We start from the raw sequence: 17719 nt of genomic DNA, 5'->3' as shown, positions 1-17719 counted from the left end.
TAACCTCGCATGCAATCGTAACTCGCCGGTTCATTCTACAAAAGGCACGCTATCACCCATTAACGGGCTCTAACTTGTTGTAGGCACACGGTTTCAGGTTCTATTTCACTCCCCTCCCGGGGTGCTTTTCACCTTTCCCTCACGGTACTGGTTCGCTATCGGTCACTAGGGAGTATTTAGCCTTAGGAGATGGTCCTCCTAGATTCCGACGGAATTTCTCGTGTTCCGCCGTACTCAGGATCCTCATAGGTGCTCGCAAAATTTTGCCTACGGGGCTTTCACCCACTTTGGCTGACTTTTCCAAGTCATTCGGCTATCTTGCTTACTACCACATTTGAGTCCTACAACCCCAACAAGCAAGCTTGTTGGTTTGGGCTGTTCCCGTTTCGCTCGCCGCTACTCAGGGAATCGAATTTTCTTTCTCTTCCTGCAGGTACTTAGATGTTTCAGTTCTCTGCGTCTACCTCCAATAAGCTATGTATTCACTTAAAGGTAACATCCTACAAAAGATGCTGGGTTCCCCCATTCGGAAATCTCCGGATCAAAGCTTACTTACAGCTCCCCGAAGCATATCGGTGTTAGTCCCGTCCTTCATCGGCTCCTAGTGCCAAGGCATCCACCGTGCGCCCTTATTCACTTAACCTTCGATCTGTGCGATCAGATCATTTAAATAATAAAGCAATTGAACTTCTTAAACTCATTCAACGCGGTGTTTTCTCGGTTTTTTTGTATTACTTTTCAATATCCAGTTTTCAATGAACAAATCATATAGTAGAAATTACTTTCTACTAATGGAGCCTAGCGGGATCGAACCGCTGACCTCCTGCGTGCAAAGCAGGCGCTCTCCCAGCTGAGCTAAGGCCCCGAAGTAAACCTCTCAAAACTGAACAAATGCAAACTTGTGTAGTTTCCGTTCTATTCCTTAGAAAGGAGGTGATCCAGCCGCACCTTCCGATACGGCTACCTTGTTACGACTTCACCCCAATCATCTATCCCACCTTAGACGGCTGGCTCCTTGCGGTTACCGCACCGGCTTTGGGTGTTACAAACTCTCGTGGTGTGACGGGCGGTGTGTACAAGACCCGGGAACGTATTCACCGCGGCGTGCTGATCCGCGATTACTAGCGATTCCGGCTTCATGTAGGCGAGTTGCAGCCTACAATCCGAACTGAGAAGAGCTTTAAGAGATTGGCTTAGCCTCGCGGCTTTGCGACTCGTTGTACTCTCCATTGTAGCACGTGTGTAGCCCAGGTCATAAGGGGCATGATGATTTGACGTCATCCCCACCTTCCTCCGCATTGTCTGCGGCAGTCTCGCTAGAGTGCCCAACTGAATGATGGCAACTAACAATAAGGGTTGCGCTCGTTGCGGGACTTAACCCAACATCTCACGACACGAGCTGACGACAACCATGCACCACCTGTCACTTTGTCCCCGAAGGGAAAATCCTATCTCTAGGATGGTCAAAGGATGTCAAGACCTGGTAAGGTTCTTCGCGTTGCTTCGAATTAAACCACATGCTCCACCGCTTGTGCGGGTCCCCGTCAATTCCTTTGAGTTTCAACCTTGCGGTCGTACTCCCCAGGCGGAGTGCTTAATGCGTTTGCTGCAGCACTGAAGGGCGGAAACCCTCCAACACTTAGCACTCATCGTTTACGGCGTGGACTACCAGGGTATCTAATCCTGTTTGCTCCCCACGCTTTCGAGCCTCAGCGTCAGTTACAGACCAGAAAGCCGCCTTCGCCACTGGTGTTCCTCCATATATCTACGCATTTCACCGCTACACATGGAATTCCGCTTTCCTCTTCTGAACTCAAGTCTCCCAGTTTCCAATGACCCTCCCCGGTTAAGCCGGGGGCTTTCACATCAGACTTAAAAGACCGCCTGCGCTCGCTTTACGCCCAATAAATCCGGACAACGCTTGCCACCTACGTATTACCGCGGCTGCTGGCACGTAGTTAGCCGTGGCTTTCTGGTTAGATACCGTCAAGGGATGAACTTTCCACTCTCATCCTTGTTCTTCTCTAACAACAGAGTTTTACGATCCGAAAACCTTCTTCACTCACGCGGCGTTGCTCGGTCAGACTTGCGTCCATTGCCGAAGATTCCCTACTGCTGCCTCCCGTAGGAGTCTGGGCCGTGTCTCAGTCCCAGTGTGGCCGATCACCCTCTCAGGTCGGCTATGCATCGCAGCCTTGGTAGGCCGTTACCCCACCAACTAGCTAATGCACCGCGGGTCCATCCATCAGTGACGCAAAAGCGCCTTTCATCCATCTGCCATGCGGTAAATGGAATTATGCGGTATTAGCACCTGTTTCCAAGTGTTATCCCCCGCTGATGGGCAGGTTACCCACGTGTTACTCACCCGTTCGCCACTCATTTTCTTTCGGTGTAGCAAGCTACGGTGAAAGAAAATGCGTTCGACTTGCATGTATTAGGCACGCCGCCAGCGTTCGTCCTGAGCCAGGATCAAACTCTCATAAAAAGTATTGATAAGTCATAAATGACTTTAAGCTCAAAATTGATTTTGCTAGCTATTGCTTGCATGTATTTTTCTTTAACTCAAAAGTTAAAGACCCTACACATTGGTTGTTTGCATTTATTTGTTCAGTTTTCAAAGGTCTACTTTATTTAACTAACAACTCTTAAATCTTACACTAGATTCAATCGATTGTCAAGTATTTTTATGTCTCAGCGACTTTTTTATAATAGCAAATCCATCTTTTTTTGTCAACACTTTTTTAAAATATTTTTTCAAAAAAGTTATCTAAATCTGTCTGAATCAAGCAGCTATCTTTATCATCTCTCAAAGACATTGGCTAGTATATCAAGTTTCTAGCCCTTCGTCAACTAAAAAATAGAAGTTTCTTAAAGTTTGCTTTTATGTTGTTTATAAGCGTGCGTATTTCTACAAAACGTAAAAATATACCGAAAAGAACGAACATTAACCGATAAATTGATTATTTATTTCGATAATTAGCGAATATTCCTGATTTATCAGTAAAATTTTTTGGTAAATTTCTTGATATTTTTTTCTTTTCGGGCCAATTTTTGCTAAAATAAGGCTAGTGATAAGTCTAAAATAAGTGAGTAAAATCTACTTACTTCTATATATTATGTTAGGAGGCTTTTTTGTATGAAAATTTTAGTAGCTGATGATGATAAGGAAATTGTAGAACTATTAAGTATCTATTTACAAAATGAAGGCTATGAACCAGTCAAAGCCTATGATGGCAAAGATGCCTTAAGTAAGGTACGCACAAATCCTGATATTGAGCTTTTGATTTTAGATATTATGATGCCTGAAGTCGATGGTATGCAAGTGGTGAAAGCTTTACGTAAAGAGTCACAAATTCCGATTATTATGTTAACTGCAAAATCAACGGATATGGATAAGATCAAAGGGCTTGTAGCGGGTGCCGATGATTATGTCACTAAGCCATTTAATCCTTTAGAAATTATGGCGCGCGTGAAGTCTCTATTAAGAAGAACGAAAATGCAAGTCAAGGCCAACCAACCTGAAATTTTAGAGGTGGCTTCCTTAGTAATTAATCGAGATTCTCATGAGGTAAAAACGATTAGCGGCAAAGAAATTCAATTAACGGCTTTAGAATTTGGCATTTTATACTTACTTGCTTCTCATCCGAATCGTGTCTTTAGTGCAGACGAAATCTTTGAACGTGTCTGGAAACAAGAAAGTATTGTTTCTGCTAAGACGGTCATGGTGCATGTCAGTCATTTACGCGACAAGATTGAAGAAGCCACTGGTGGCGAAAAGATTATCCAAACTGTTTGGGGTGTAGGGTACAAGATAGATGCAAAATAAGAATGCTAACACCTTACATGACAATAAAAAAATCGTACTCACCTCCAAAGAAATCAGTGAATTATTTGCCGAGGGAATTGTAACAGTCATTTTATTACTACTATTAAATGTCTCGTTACTGGTCATTCTTTCAGCAATCATTAAAAGTTCGCCGAATCTGCAAGACGCTATCTTTGAAACGAAATTTATCTTCTCGCAAAATTTAGATAATGATCTATTTTGGAGTGGCCGCAACTTTTTGATTCCAATCTTTCTTGTGATAGATGCTTTGGTGCTCTATTGGCGGCTACATCGGCGGTATAAACAAATGCAGCTGCGCCATATTATTAGTGAGTTGCACTATATCGCTGAAGGGAACTATGATTATCGGATTCCTTTTGAACTGAAGGGAGATTTAAATCGGATTATTCAAAGTATCAATGGTCTTGTGGATAGTACCATGATGGCGATTGAAGAAGAGCGCAAAATCGAGCAATCTAAAGACGAATTGATTACCAATGTAAGTCACGATATTCGTACACCACTGACTTCGATTATTGGCTATTTAGGTTTAATAGAAGATAAGCAATATCATTCAGAAGAGGAATTGTTGAAATATACGCACACCGCCTTTATGAAAGCCAAACAGATGAAATCCTTAGTGGAAGATTTGTTTGAATATACGAAGGTTCGCCAATCTAGTGTGCCGATTTACTACATTACTTTTGATATGGTGCAATTAGTCGAGCAGCTAGCCGTCGATTTTGAACTGGAAGCGGCGAAAAAAGGCATCGAGATTATCGTACAGGCCAATCAAAAACAAATCATGATGGAAGGCGATACCGAAAAAATTGTCCGCGTCTTTAATAATCTGATTTCCAATGCTTTAAAATATGGTAAAGGTGCTACCCAAATTGTCGTGGAACTAGAGCAAATTAGTCAGGAAGTCATCATTACGGTAAAAAACAACGGCCAAATGATTCCACAAAAATCACTGGAACAACTATTTGACCGCTTTTATCGGGTGGAAGAATCGCGCTCACAAGAAACAGGCGGCACAGGATTAGGGTTAGCCATCGCCCAAAGTATCATCGCTTTACACGGCGGCTATATCTATGCCAAATCCAACCCAGAGTGGACGAGTTTCATCATGCATCTTCCTATTAAAAAAGGGAAAGTCAAAAAATAAATACATGCAGTCATTCTTTTTGGGTGGCTGCGTTTATTTTTTGCACAAATTTGCCAAAACACTTGCAAAATCTAAAATTTAAGCTACAATAAGCGTAAATAGATTTCCTGGAAAGACTAGTAGTTATTGACTCCTTTTTAGAGAGCAGTTGGGTGGTGCAAAACTGTATGGAAGATAGCGAATCCACTTTCTGATAGGACTCGCAAAGAAATTTGTGACGGCTCGCAACCGTTATCCTGTACAAAGTGTAGTATGTAGATACTAAATTTAGGTGGCACCGCGTAATTTACGTCCTAAAGTGTAAGAGATTTTCTTATGCTTTAGGGCTTTTTTGTTTACTGCCCCTATGACTTTGTGGATGAGAAGATAAAAAAATTTTTGGAGGGATTTTGATGTTAGATATTAAAATGATTCGTCAAAATGTAGCCATGGTTAAAGAAAAACTAGCTACCCGCAATGTCGACGAAGCAAAAATCAATGAATTTGTCGCTTTAGATGAAAAACGACGCGCAGAATTAGTCAAAGTAGAAGAGTTGAAAAAACTTAGAAATAACGTATCTGGTGAAATTGCGCAATTAAAACGCAATAAAGAAAATGCCGATGACAAAATTGCGCAAATGAAAAAAGTCGGTGAAGAAATCAAAGCTTTGGACGAACAAATCGCCAAAATCGACGAAGAACTAACCGCCATCGCCACGACTTTGCCAAACTTACCACATGAAAGTACACCAATTGGTAAAGATGAAGATGATAATGTCGAAGTTCGCCGTCATGGTAGCGTGCGTGCATTTGACTTTGAACCAAAACCTCATTGGGAAATCGCTGAAAACCTTGGTATTTTAGACTTTGAACGTGGGGCTAAGGTGTCTGGTAGTCGTTTTGTCTTTTATAAAGGGTTAGGTGCCCGTTTGGAAAGAGCGATTTACAACTTTATGCTCGATGAACACGGCAAAGAAGGATATACCGAAGTCATCCCCCCTTATATTGTAAATAGCCATTCAATGTTTGGGACTGGACAATTTCCTAAGTTTAAGGAAGATGTTTTCCAATTAGCCAACACGGATTTGACTTTGATTCCAACGGCTGAAGTGCCATTAACCAACTATTATAATGGCGAAATTTTAGAAGAAGCGGATCTACCTGTTTACTTTACAGCTTTAAGCCCTTCTTTCCGTTCAGAAGCTGGTAGTGCCGGTCGTGATACGCGTGGTTTGATTCGTTTGCACCAATTTAACAAAGTCGAAATGGTGAAATTAACGAAACCAGAAGAATCTTACAATGAATTAGAAAAAATGACGCAAAACGCTGAAAATATCTTGCAAAAATTGAACTTGCCTTACCGTGTTGTAGCCTTATCAACTGGTGATATGGGATTCTCTGCGGCTAAAACCTATGACTTAGAAGTATGGATTCCAGCGCAAGATACGTATCGCGAAATCAGTTCTTGCTCAAACTGCGAGGACTTCCAAGCAAGACGCGCCATGATTCGTTACCGTGATGAAAATGGTAAAGTGCAATATGTCCACACATTGAATGGTTCAGGGCTAGCTGTTGGTCGTACGGTTGCGGCTATCTTGGAAAACTACCAAAACGAAGACGGTAGCGTGACCATCCCTGAAGTCTTAGTTCCATACATGGGCGGCGTAACAGTTATCAAATAAGGTTGTGAGGCAGCTTGATTAGACATGAAGAAATTCGTGTGCTTACCTACCACTGCAAAAATCGGATGAAAGGAGATTTTTGCAAGTGGTAGGGCGAATTTCACAATGTCTAGCTGCCGAACACCGTGAATAAGGTTGTGAAGCGACTCGGTCAGCCACGAGCGGATAAGTTTGTCCAGAACGTCGGGAAAGTCCGAGAAGTAAAGACTTTCCCAGACGGGCTGGCTTATACGCCGAAGTGGCTAGTCGCTGAACACCGTCAAATAAGTTGTGACGTACAAAAATAAAGCGAATAGCCCTCTTAAGTTATATTCTTAAGAGGACTATTCGCTTTTTGAATTAATACTAACTAGTTATAACATGTTTAATGTTCAGATGCTCCAGAAGTGGCATCAGCTTGCCCCCCAGCTTGTGACGCTCCAGAAGTGGCATCGGCTGACGGCATTGTTGCTACTTTGCCACCTGCTAGATACTGACCGGTTTCTTGTAAATACCAATCTAACCATGGCTTAAAGTTAAAGACAATTTCATTAATTCCCGCAAAAGAACCATCTGGATAATACATCGCTTGATAGTTATGCGTATTGATAATGCCTTCTGGGGAACCTGGCACAATAGTCCGTACATATTCTTGGTTTCCATTACGTAAAGTTCCTACTACCCACTCTACATTTTTCATCCGATTTGCAGGCAAAGAATTATGAACTGTTGATAGTCGATTACCCACTTGACTTGGCACACGTTTAGCCAACATAGTATCTGGATCTTGATGACTAGCATTATAGTATAAAAATTGATTATTATCATCAGAATAAGTTAATTCAAATGGCATAGCTTTTAAAAACATATTTAATTGATTTACGGTTAATAAGCCATTATCTAACTTCACATAAGTATCTCCTGAAACAGCTCCTGTTAATTCGGCTGCTTTTTCTAACCAATCTGGGTCATCTGGATCAATTTCAGTAATCGTAGTAGCAATTGGATGAGAAGCAGTTAAATCTTCTGGTTCAATTGGTTTAGGTTTTTTTAAATGACTAACTACATCCACATATTTTACAAAATTATCTAAACAACTTTCTAAAAAATTCACTGTTCCTTCGTTAATGATATTCCCCTCGTTATCAAAGGCTTCTTTGGCTTTTCCTAATAAGAATTCATTACCTGGTAAAGTATATGCATTGACCCCAGGAGCATCTAAAATTTTTCGTAAATGAACTTGGGCACGAGAAGTTCCTTGATCATAATAAGAAGCCCCCACAATCATTACTGGTTTACTTTCAAATGGATGAACCTTATAAGATAGCCATTCTAAAACACTCTTTAAGGCTGCAGTAATTGTGTGATTGTGTTCAGGAGTTGCAATAATCACACCATCTGCTCGGGTAATTTTATTATAAAGATATCTTAGTTGGAAGCTCTCTTGCCAATCTTCATCTTGATTAAACATTGGTACTTGATCAATTTCCAATAATTCTAATTCAAATTTTGTTTTAAAGTGACGACGAATAAATTCTAATAACTTACGATTATATGATAGTTCTGCATTCGAACCGACAATACCGACAAATTTTTTCATGAAAGTATACCACCTTTTCTACAAGTTTTCCCAATCAAAGTTTTCTGCATCTTTTTTCAAAGCTTCTTTGGCATGAACCATTTTTTCATTCACTTTTATAAATAAGCGGAAATCAGCAAACAAGCCTTCTAACTTATGAATGGTATCTAGATCGATTAAATCCCCATTTTCATCAAATGCTTGTAATGAATGAGCCAATAGAAATTCTGAACTAGGCATAATTGTCGCATTGATTTCTGGTGAATCAAGAATTTGACGTAACTGTGCTTGTGCTCTTGAAGATCCTAATGTTCCGTAAGAGGCACCAGTAATCATCACAGGTTTATTTAATAATGGATGAATCCCATAAGATAACCAAGCCAAAGCACTCATTAACACCGCTGGAATAGAATGATCGTATTCAGGGGTCCCAATAATCACGCCATCCGCTTCTTCAATCTTTTTGGCAATTTCTGACACACTAGCAGGCACTTTACGATTGGCAGGTTTATTAAAAATCGGTAAATCTTTAATTTCTACCAACTCGATACTTGCTTGTTTTGCAAAATGTTTTTGCATATATTCTAATAATTGTCGATTCGTTGAACGTTTTGAATTCGTTCCTACAATACCAATTAACTTCATAAAAAAGCCTCCTTAAATATTTATCTATTTGGATAGTAAAAAGATTTCAATCCTGAAGAAAGATATACCTGATTTTCTTGATCTACAATAATTCCTTCAAGTTCTGGATGCTGCTCAATCACTGCTAATGCCTCTGAAATAGGTAAACCAAACAAACGACTTGTCCATATTTCACAGGTTAAGGATTGGTTTGCAACAATCGTCAAACTGGCCATCCGCGTTTCAAAAGGAAATCCTGTTTGCGAATCTAGCAAATGATGATACCGCTTTCCATCAACCATCAAAAAACGCTCATAAATACCTGAAGTGACTACAGATTGATTTTCAATTGCTAATATTCCTAAATGTTGGTGACGTGGCTTTTGTGGATGTTGAATACCTACATACCATTTGCCATTTTCACGTTTTGGATTAGGACCAAAAGCTAAAAAGTTACCACCTAAATTAATCATCGCACTATGGCATTGTTTTTTCAATTTAGCCATTAAATAGTCAGCAATGTAACCCTTAGCAAGTGCCCCTAAATCAATTTCCATCCCTTTTCGTGCTAAAAATACCGTTTGCTGTTGTGAATCTAAAATGATTTGTTCACTGTTGAGCAATGGTAAGGTCGCAAAAATCTCTGTTGGTGTAGGGAGTTTCGCTTGTTTAAAACCAATACGCCACAATTTCACTAAAGGACCAATAGCAATATTCAAATGGCTAGGTTGTGCCAAACTATGCTGCTTGCCAATTGAAATCAACGAAAAAAGCGCTGGACTCACAGCCACTGGACAAACTCCTGCTAAGTGATTTAATTGCATTAATTCAGAGGTTTCTTGATTGGCTGAAAAGCATTGATTTAAAGCTAATAATTCATCTGTTATATTTATGAATATTTTTTCACAATCTAAATCAGAATCTATCCATAAATCAATAAACGTGCCCATCATCCTCCATTGCTTAGATGCTTGCATTCTGTCACATCCTTCTTTTTACGTGTAGTTATGATATCGGTTTCTAAGGGAAATTGCAAGCAAAATATTTCACAGAGTGAACTATTATTGTTTATTAGCCAATACGTCAGATGACAGCTTATGCTTATCCAAAATTCGTTATTATCATTGAAAATATTTTGAAAAATTTTCAGTCTAAAGTCCCATTGTATTCATCTTTCAAACATGATAAGTTTAGAATATATGTGAAAGTGAAAAATCAATTAGTTTTTTATTTCACAGAATTGAAGGGAAAAAGGGGTTGGGAAAATGGCCGAAAATTCAAATGAAAAAACGACAAATTCTAGAAGACAACGCCGAGAAGTCCAACTAGAACATAGAAAGCATAAAACGGGTTGGATGTGGCACTTACCTTTAGCGTTGATTGTTCTGGGGATTGCCTTTTTAATCGTGTTTATCTGGCATAACAAAGACCAGCAAAAAGTCGATACCTTTGAAACGGCTCAAAAACAACTGATTAAACAGCAACGAATAGCTGATTTTAGTGAAGAAAAAGTTCAAGAAAAACGCTTATACACCGTAACTTTCCATCCGAAAAATGAAAAATTCACGAAAGAACAACCTTTAATAGAAGAAAAATTCCAAGAGATGAAGGTCGCTTTCCAGAAAAAACATAAAATTGATGCGGGTACAACTTGGATTAAAAAAATCGAAAAGCATGTCTTAAATCCAAAAATGAATAAAATTGTGCTCTCTAGCCAATTTTTCACATGGAATCAAGACAAGGAAAAATTTCATGAACAACCACTGCAACAGAGTGCGCTTTTGCTTTCAAGTGAAACGGGACAGATACCAAGCGCAAAGCAAATCATTGGTAGTGAAGAAAATTTATTGACGATTAAACCTATTGTCCAACAACAAATTCTCGAACAGGTAAAAAATCCTGACCAAGTCGTCGATGAAGTCTTGAATTTACCAAATCTCAATATGGAACAAAAAATGAAAATTCAGGATAATCAATTAAATATTACTTTAGCGAAAAAAATTGGCGATTTGAAAACTGTCAACGTGCCACTTAATCTTGTTTTGCCATATATCGACCAAAATTATGCGCTCGGACAAACACAAGAGCAACTGCCTGGCCTCGATCCGAATAAAAAGTACGTTGCTTTGACTTTTGATGATGGACCCAAAGCGCAAACCACCAATCAATTGTTAGATATTTTAGCAGCCCAACAAGTTAAAGCCACTTTCTTTATGTTAGGAAGTAGCGCACGTCAATATCCTGAAGTGGTGAAACGGGCCGCAAGTGAAGGTCATGAAATCGGTAACCACTCTAATGTGCATAATAATTTACGTTTGATGACTCCAGATGCAATCAAAACGGATATCCATGAAGCCGATAAGTCCATTTATCTAGCAGGTGGACAGCTACCTAAGATTTTACGTCCGCCATATGGTGCGATTAATAGCCAAGGTGCACAGGTTATCGACAAGGCCATCATCCAGTGGAATATTGATTCTCGTGACTGGGAGCTAAGAAATACACCACTGATTGTGCAACATGTCTTACAAACGGTACAGCCTGGTTCGATTATTTTGATGCATGATATTTATCAGTCTAGCGTTGATGCGGTCACCCCGATTATCGAACAATTAAAGGCACAGGGCTATGAGTTTGTTACGGTTGACCAGCTATTGCAGTATCAAGACAAACCTCGTATGCAATACTTTAGCCAAGACGATGCCCGTGCTGTATAAACTAACAAATCCTAGCCTACATGCAAAAAGTAGACTAGGATTTTTTGATTTGCTCTATCCGCTCGTGGCTGACCGACCCGGCTCACAACCTTTTATTAATCTGTGTTCGCCGGGTAACTCCTGTGTATCTAAGCCGCCTTGGCTAGGAAAGTCTTTAACCTTTCGGACTTTTCTGCCAATTCGGATCTTAGCTGCTTGGAGTTGACCGACCCGGCTCACATCTTTGTTTTAAAATTCGGCGGAGTAGTTTGGTGCTTCTTTGGTGATTTGGACATCGTGTGGGTGAGATTCGCGTAAGCCATTGCCACTCATACGTACAAATTGGGCATTTTCACGTAAAGCTTCTAAATTAGCGGCTCCGACATAACCCATACCAGCTTTTAGTCCGCCAATCATTTGGAAGATAATGTCGGCTACACTACCTTTGTAAGCGACACGGCCTTCAATTCCTTCTGGGACAAGTTTATTGGCTTCGTTCACGCCACCTTGGAAGTAACGGTCACTTGAACCTTTTTCCATCGCCCCTAATGAACCCATCCCGCGGTAAGTCTTGAAGCGACGACCTTGGTAGATTTCGAATTCACCTGGAGATTCATCGGTACCAGCTAACATACTTCCTAGCATCACCGCAAAACCACCAGCAGCTAAAGCTTTCACGATATCACCTGAGTACTTGATTCCTCCATCGGCAATGATTGCTTTTCCATATTGACGAGCCACACTAGCCGCATCGTAAATCGCTGTTAATTGTGGCACACCGACACCCGCAACGATACGAGTCGTACAAATAGAACCAGGTCCGATTCCGACTTTGACAACATCGACACCGGCATCATATAAAGCCTTCGTACCTTCTGCAGTCGCTACATTTCCGGCAATTAAAGTCGCTTCAGGGAAAGTTTCGCGGATTTCTTTAATCTTGCGTAAAACCCCTGCACTATGACCATGCGCAGTATCAATTACAATCGCATCGGCACCGGCTTGTAACAACGCTTGGGCACGCTCAAAGGTATCGCTTGTAACCCCAACAGCTGCGGCCACTAATAAACGACCATGTTCATCTTTAGCTGCATTTGGAAATTCAATCACTTTTTCAATATCTTTAATCGTAATTAAACCACTTAGACGACCTGCTTCGTCCACGATTGGTAATTTTTCAATTTTATGTTGTTGTAAAATCTTTTCGGCATCTTTTAGTGAAGTTCCGACTGGCGCTGTCACTAGATTTTCTTTCGTCATGACTTGTTCAATGGCAATCGAATAATCTGTCACAAAACGCATGTCACGGTTGGTAATGATACCGACTAATTTGCGGTTTTCCAATGTTTCAACAATTGGCACCCCACTAATGCGATATTTACTCATCAAGTGTTCTGCATCACTGACTAAATCTTGTGGTGTTAAGAAGAATGGATCAATGATAACGCCACTTTCTGAACGTTTTACCTTACGAACTTCATCTGCTTGAGCTTCGATGGACATATTTTTGTGAATAACCCCTAATCCACCTTGACGCGCCATTGCAATCGCCATTTTGCTATCAGTGACGGTATCCATACTTGCACTAATAATAGGAATGTTCAACTTAATATTTTTCGCAAGTTGCACGCTCATATCGACATCATTTGGCAAGACGTGACTTTCTGCTGGGATAAGCAAAACATCATCGAACGTTAATCCTTTTTTCGCGAATTTAGTCTCCCAATTTGACATTTCTTCACACACCTCGTTTAATAAATTTTTGATTGATTTTATGTCAAACAATCGTGATTTTCAGCGATTGGTCCGGCATAAAAATTTGGATATTTTTAATGATGAACATAACAAAAAAACCAAGAGAAGTCAAGGATTCTGACTAGATTCTCATCAAATTGCTAAGGTTGGGGGGAATTTATCGCTCATTTCATCAATCATTTGTCGCTCATTTTCTGACCATTCTTCCATAGACACAGCGCAAAAACACCTGCAAGCACGAAACTTACAGGTGTTTGTGTCTATTCGTTTATAAGATTTTGATTACGATAATAAATCCACGCTTCAACGACCAAGGCCAAAATAGCAATCATAAATACAACACGAACGCCAAAATACTGGGCTAGGCTACTCATGACTAGAGTAAATAAAGAAAAACTAAGCGTACTAATCACTTCTAAGGCAGCATATAGATGGACCAACTGATTTTCTGCCACCGCTGATTGAAGTAAGACGGTTTCCGGAATTTCTTTCAATTGTGAGAAAAAGCCAATCCCCACTGAACAAATAAGAAAAATCCAAACATTCGCACTCACTAAGCCAATCAACGTCATACTCGCAGCAAAAAGTAACGCCAGAATAATACTCTTACACTTTTTGTCACTCACCTTTTCAGCATAGCGATAAATCAAAGCACCACCTAAAATGATGCCCAGTGAATAAGTCGTGTTGATATATCCCCAATAATGCTCATCTTGATGCAAAATCTGCGTAACGAAAACCAAAATAATTGAGGAAACCCAAATGCTATTGGCTAAAATTTCGAACAAATTACAACCGACCACCACACTCAATGTCTTGTTTGTAAAAATGAAGCGCCATCCTTTTGTCACACTTTGCCAACTGGTCTCATTTTCGATAACCTCACACTGGGCAGTAGGCAAAACAAAGGATAGGATGCTCGCCAACAAATACAACGCAAAAATAACCCACAAACTTCCTATTAGATGCAAATAACCATACAAGATACCACCTAAGGACCAGCCGACAACCGAAATTATCTCACTAATGGTCGCAAACAAGGCATTTCCTCTAGCTAAATCCGTCAAGTAGGTCGGAATTAAAGCAGAACTCACCGGCTGCGCAAAACCATCAAAAATCGAAATCCCTACAATACAAATGTAAACAATGGCAATAGGATAAGCACAAATGTTTAAACTAACGACCAATAAGAGTAAAAGTAGCGTCTTAGCCAGTTGCGTAAAACTCAACACTTGATTCATAGGAAATTTTTTGGTCACTAATGGCACCAAAAAGCTGGCGATAAAAGCACTTAAACCAATTAATACAGGAATGACGGTGGTAGCCATCACAGAATGCGTGACTAAATAAATATCCGCTATCAAACTTAAGCGTAAAAAAACATCAGCCAAGTTAGCTAGCGATTGCGAAGTTACTAAAAGATAAAATGAACGAAACACGAAAAATCTCTCCTTTAATCATAGATGATCAGGCGAAATTTAGCATCTCTAGCTTTTTTGGCTATTCAATTCAATGAGACAAGCGAGCTAGCAATACCGTTCGCCTGTTATAGTTCGATGTTTCGTATCTTACATTTAGCTTCTTCCTCTCTGTTTTACTATCACTTTTTTGTTGTTTTAAGCGTATCGTAATTTTTTCACAATGTCAATATAAAAATGAAAATTTGATGAGATTCAGTTAGACTATCTTGATTCATTTTTATAAATATAAAAGCACATAAATAAACACCTACAAGCACAAAACTTACAGGTGTTTTCATTTTTATTGAATAAGCTTTATGATACTTTCTAATATCTTTGAAAAAATCCTCCACTCGTGGCTGACCGAGTCGCTTCACAACCTTATCCACGGTGTTCAGCGACTAGCCACTTCGGCGTATAAGCCAGCCCGTCTGGGAAAGTCTTTACTTCTCGGACTTTCCCGACGTTCTGAACAAACTTATCCGCTCGTGGCTGACCGAGTCGCTTCACAACCTTTTATTTCAATGCGATAATTTGGTCATAGTGGGCTTTTTGGTCGATGTGGTGAGCGATTTCGATAATGGTTAGTGGTAAGCTCAAAATCAATTCGTGGACTTTTTTGGCGTTTTCTGGGTCAAGGGAGGCCGTGGCTTCATCAACTAAAAGTACTTCCTTTTGACGCAGTAACGAACGCGCAATCTCTAGGCGAATCTTCTGCCCACCGGAGATATTTTCACCGTTATTTTCGATTTTTACATTTAAAATATCTTCAAACTCCGAAGTTAAACCTACTTGATCGAGTGCTTTTAGCATTTGTTCATCGGTAAAATCAGAACCTAACGCTAAATTGTAACGGATGGTCTGATTAAATAAATGCGGGCTTTGTGAAATCAAGCCAATATTAGCCGCAAAATTGTCCACTGTCTGACCATTTTTTTCACGGAAAATAATTTGTCCCTCATCCAACGTTTCATCGCCTAAAAGCATCGCAAAGAAGGTTGATTTCCCACAACCACTTGGACCAGTTAAGAGATATTTTTTGCCGCGTTCAAAGACGTGTGAAAAATGCGTAAACAAAGTACGTTCGCCAAAACTTTTCGCTAAATCTTGCACTTGTAATTGTGAAAATTAGGCATTTGCAGCTGGATGAACAATCAGAGGGGTCTCTTCTAATGCAAAGATTTCGACAAATTTATCTTTGACGGAATTACTTGCTCTAAGCTGATTATAACAGTCAATCGCTTCACCTATGCTAGTACCAAAAGATCTAGACGCTACAAACATCGCCACCAAACTCGCCATCGTTACACCAGAAACACCCAAACTTTGAAGATAAAAGCCGATAAACAATGGTAAGACTTGAGCGATAAACCCAACTAAACCTAAAACAAATTGTGCCCCTTTACGGATGATACTCGCTTTTTTTCGCGCATTTTCATAAGCGACTGTTGCGTCATTCACTTGTGAAAAAGCAGCATCCAAAGCTTGATTCATGCGTAAAGTTTGCTGACCATTCATCGCGTCCATGATTTTTGATAGCAAGGTACTACGAGTCGTCGATTGTTTGCCCCCTAATTCGTCAATTTTTTTATCAAAGGCGTGACGAACAAAAATCGATAGTGTTGCACAAACGATAAATAACGCACCTACAATGACATTTTGATATAACAAATACGCAGACAACACGATAATGAATTGTATTCTCACTAGTACCAATAATGCCATGGTCATATATTGTTGAAAGAAGAATTCGACATCTTGCGTTAAAATAGCAATTTGCTCGTCTTCAGTATAGGCATGCTTGCGTGTCGTGAGTAGCTGATACAGTTTCACTCGCAACTCGCCCGTACGATAGACCATATAATAATTGCTCAACAGATTATCCGCTAACATCAAAGCATAAAGTAAAAGATAAACGCACAAACCATAGAGGATAAAACTCCAGACTTGCTGTATTCCTTGTGCGTGTTCAAGCGTGAAAAGTCGTTTTAAAATCAAAGGTTCACACAAAATACACAGCGTTGAAATAAAGCCTAATAGTATTAAAAGCGCTACAACCTTTTTTCCCATAATTTTGACAAACATCTAAGCCACCTCCCAATCAATCACTGCATCATATACACTTAAATCGTCTACATAATGCGCCACTTCGATAATCATAATTGGTAGTGAAAGTAAGAGTTGACGGACTTTACGTGCATTTGCTAGATCGAGTGCCGCAGTAATTTCATCGGCGAGTAGGATATCTTTTTGCCGCAATAAAAAGCGTGCAATCTCTAGACGTACCCGCTGACCGCCAGAAACATTTTTCCCATTATCTTCCACTTGAAAATCTAAACCTTCAGGAAATTCTTGATCCAATCCGACTTGTTGTAAGAGCGTTAACAATTGCTCCTCTTGAAAATTTTGACCAAGGCTGAGGTTTTCGCGGATAGTCGCATTGAATAGATACGGATTTTGCTGAATCATCCCGACATTTTGCGTAAAGTCTGTAAAGGAGTGCTGTGAATCATCATAAACTGCAATCTTCCCTGCATCAAGGGTTTCTTCTTTACTAATGAGCTTGAGTAAGGTACTCTTACCACTACCACTTGCCCCACGAATTAAATAATGCTTGCCGGCTTCAAAAGTATAGTTAAAATCCTGTAAAATACATTTTTTATCAAAGCTTTTCGCAACATCCGTACAGACCAAACGTTGAAGCTGTTCGACATAATTCGTTTGTGGGCTTTCTGGGACTTCATCGAGCACTGCATAGACTTTTTCTGTCGTGCTTTTCGCTTCTTGAAAGGCTAACAGCGAGTACATCATCGTTTGTAATGGATTCGTTAGCGTACCTGAAGCAATAAACATCGCCACGAGTGCTGCAAAATTCGTTTCTTCAAAAAAGTGAGGGAACAAAAAGTATAAGGCAATCGGTACTACTCGACCTAAAAACATGGTAATCCCATTAAAGAAAAATAGAAAATTA

At 39.9% G+C, this 17719-nt stretch carries 12 protein-coding genes, 1 tRNA gene, 2 rRNA genes and 1 other annotated feature (1 of these 16 running past the window's edge); of the genes, 4 read left to right on the top strand and 11 right to left on the bottom strand.

Annotation, left to right across the window (positions count from 1 at the left end; translation table 11 throughout):
• The 3 genes from I567_RS01810 to I567_RS01800 all read right to left on the bottom strand — a co-directional run.
• Window positions 1-643, bottom strand: a 23S ribosomal RNA gene (locus tag I567_RS01810) (it extends 2269 nt beyond the left edge of the window).
• A 149-nt stretch (window positions 644-792) separates the two neighbouring features.
• Window positions 793-865, bottom strand: a tRNA-Ala gene (locus I567_RS01805).
• A 61-nt stretch (window positions 866-926) separates the two neighbouring features.
• Window positions 927-2485 (bottom strand): 16S ribosomal RNA (locus I567_RS01800).
• Together the 16S and 23S rRNA genes with 1 tRNA gene alongside form the textbook arrangement of a ribosomal RNA operon.
• A gap of 651 nt (window positions 2486-3136) precedes the next feature.
• On the opposite strand from I567_RS01800, the gene I567_RS01795 reads away from it, so the two are divergent.
• The 3 genes from I567_RS01795 (at window position 3137) to serS (ending at window position 6655) form a co-directional block, all read left to right on the top strand.
• Window positions 3137-3826, top strand: a complete 690-nt coding sequence (locus I567_RS01795) for a response regulator transcription factor (protein ID WP_016250547.1) — start codon at window positions 3137-3139, stop codon at window positions 3824-3826.
• Window positions 3816-4994: a sensor histidine kinase gene (locus tag I567_RS01790; protein WP_016250546.1), complete on the top strand. Its 1179-nt coding sequence runs from the start codon at window positions 3816-3818 to the stop codon at window positions 4992-4994. The genes I567_RS01795 and I567_RS01790 overlap by 11 nt, the downstream gene beginning before the upstream one ends.
• A 98-nt stretch (window positions 4995-5092) precedes the next feature.
• Window positions 5093-5293, top strand: a binding site (T-box leader).
• Window positions 5294-5386: 93 nt separating this feature from the next.
• Window positions 5387-6655: a serine--tRNA ligase gene (gene serS, locus I567_RS01785; RefSeq protein WP_016250545.1), complete on the top strand. Its 1269-nt coding sequence runs from the start codon at window positions 5387-5389 to the stop codon at window positions 6653-6655.
• A gap of 364 nt (window positions 6656-7019) precedes the next feature.
• On the opposite strand, the gene I567_RS01780 is transcribed toward serS, so the two are convergent.
• From I567_RS01780 to I567_RS01770, 3 genes are read right to left on the bottom strand one after another with little or no spacing between them, the layout of a single operon-like run.
• Window positions 7020-8234 carry an NAD(P)H-dependent oxidoreductase gene (locus I567_RS01780; RefSeq protein WP_016250544.1) on the bottom strand — a complete coding sequence of 405 codons (1215 nt, stop codon included), beginning with the start codon at window positions 8232-8234 and terminating at the stop codon, window positions 7020-7022.
• A gap of 18 nt (window positions 8235-8252) precedes the next feature.
• On the bottom strand, window positions 8253-8858 hold the full coding sequence (locus I567_RS01775) for an NADPH-dependent FMN reductase (protein WP_016250543.1): 606 nt from the start codon (window positions 8856-8858) through the stop codon (window positions 8253-8255).
• A gap of 20 nt (window positions 8859-8878) precedes the next feature.
• Window positions 8879-9814, bottom strand: a complete 936-nt coding sequence (locus I567_RS01770) for an FAD:protein FMN transferase (protein ID WP_016250542.1) — start codon at window positions 9812-9814, stop codon at window positions 8879-8881.
• 288 nt (window positions 9815-10102) lie between these two features.
• On the opposite strand from I567_RS01770, the gene I567_RS01760 reads away from it, so the two are divergent.
• Entirely contained in the window at window positions 10103-11554 is a 1452-nt protein-coding gene (locus I567_RS01760) for a polysaccharide deacetylase family protein (RefSeq protein WP_016250541.1), read from the top strand.
• Window positions 11555-11782: 228 nt separating this feature from the next.
• Here I567_RS01760 and guaB read toward each other — a convergent pair whose 3' ends face one another.
• The 5 genes from guaB to I567_RS01730 form a co-directional block, all read right to left on the bottom strand.
• The gene (gene guaB / locus I567_RS01755; RefSeq protein ID WP_016250540.1) at window positions 11783-13267 is read right to left on the bottom strand and encodes an IMP dehydrogenase; all 1485 of its coding nucleotides are present in this window, start codon (window positions 13265-13267) and stop codon (window positions 11783-11785) included.
• Window positions 13268-13548: 281 nt separating this feature from the next.
• A complete protein-coding gene (locus I567_RS01750) occupies window positions 13549-14727 on the bottom strand; it encodes an MFS transporter (protein ID WP_016250539.1) in 1179 nt (392 codons plus the stop codon).
• A 537-nt stretch (window positions 14728-15264) separates the two neighbouring features.
• Window positions 15265-15861 carry an ATP-binding cassette domain-containing protein gene (locus I567_RS01740; protein ID WP_016250538.1) on the bottom strand — a complete coding sequence of 199 codons (597 nt, stop codon included), beginning with the start codon at window positions 15859-15861 and terminating at the stop codon, window positions 15265-15267.
• Between the two features lie 15 nt (window positions 15862-15876).
• Window positions 15877-16833: an ABC transporter transmembrane domain-containing protein gene (locus I567_RS01735; RefSeq protein ID WP_016250537.1), complete on the bottom strand. Its 957-nt coding sequence runs from the start codon at window positions 16831-16833 to the stop codon at window positions 15877-15879.
• Entirely contained in the window at window positions 16834-17688 is an 855-nt protein-coding gene (locus tag I567_RS01730) for an ATP-binding cassette domain-containing protein (RefSeq protein ID WP_016250536.1), read from the bottom strand.
• Window positions 17689-17719 lie beyond the last annotated feature (31 nt).

The sequence above is a fragment of the Enterococcus cecorum DSM 20682 = ATCC 43198 genome (assembly GCF_000407565.1).
GTDB lineage: Bacteria > Bacillota > Bacilli > Lactobacillales > Enterococcaceae > Enterococcus_E > Enterococcus_E cecorum.
The sequence above is the reverse complement of the archived record's forward strand: the minus strand, read 5'-3'. Positions and strand labels throughout refer to the sequence as shown.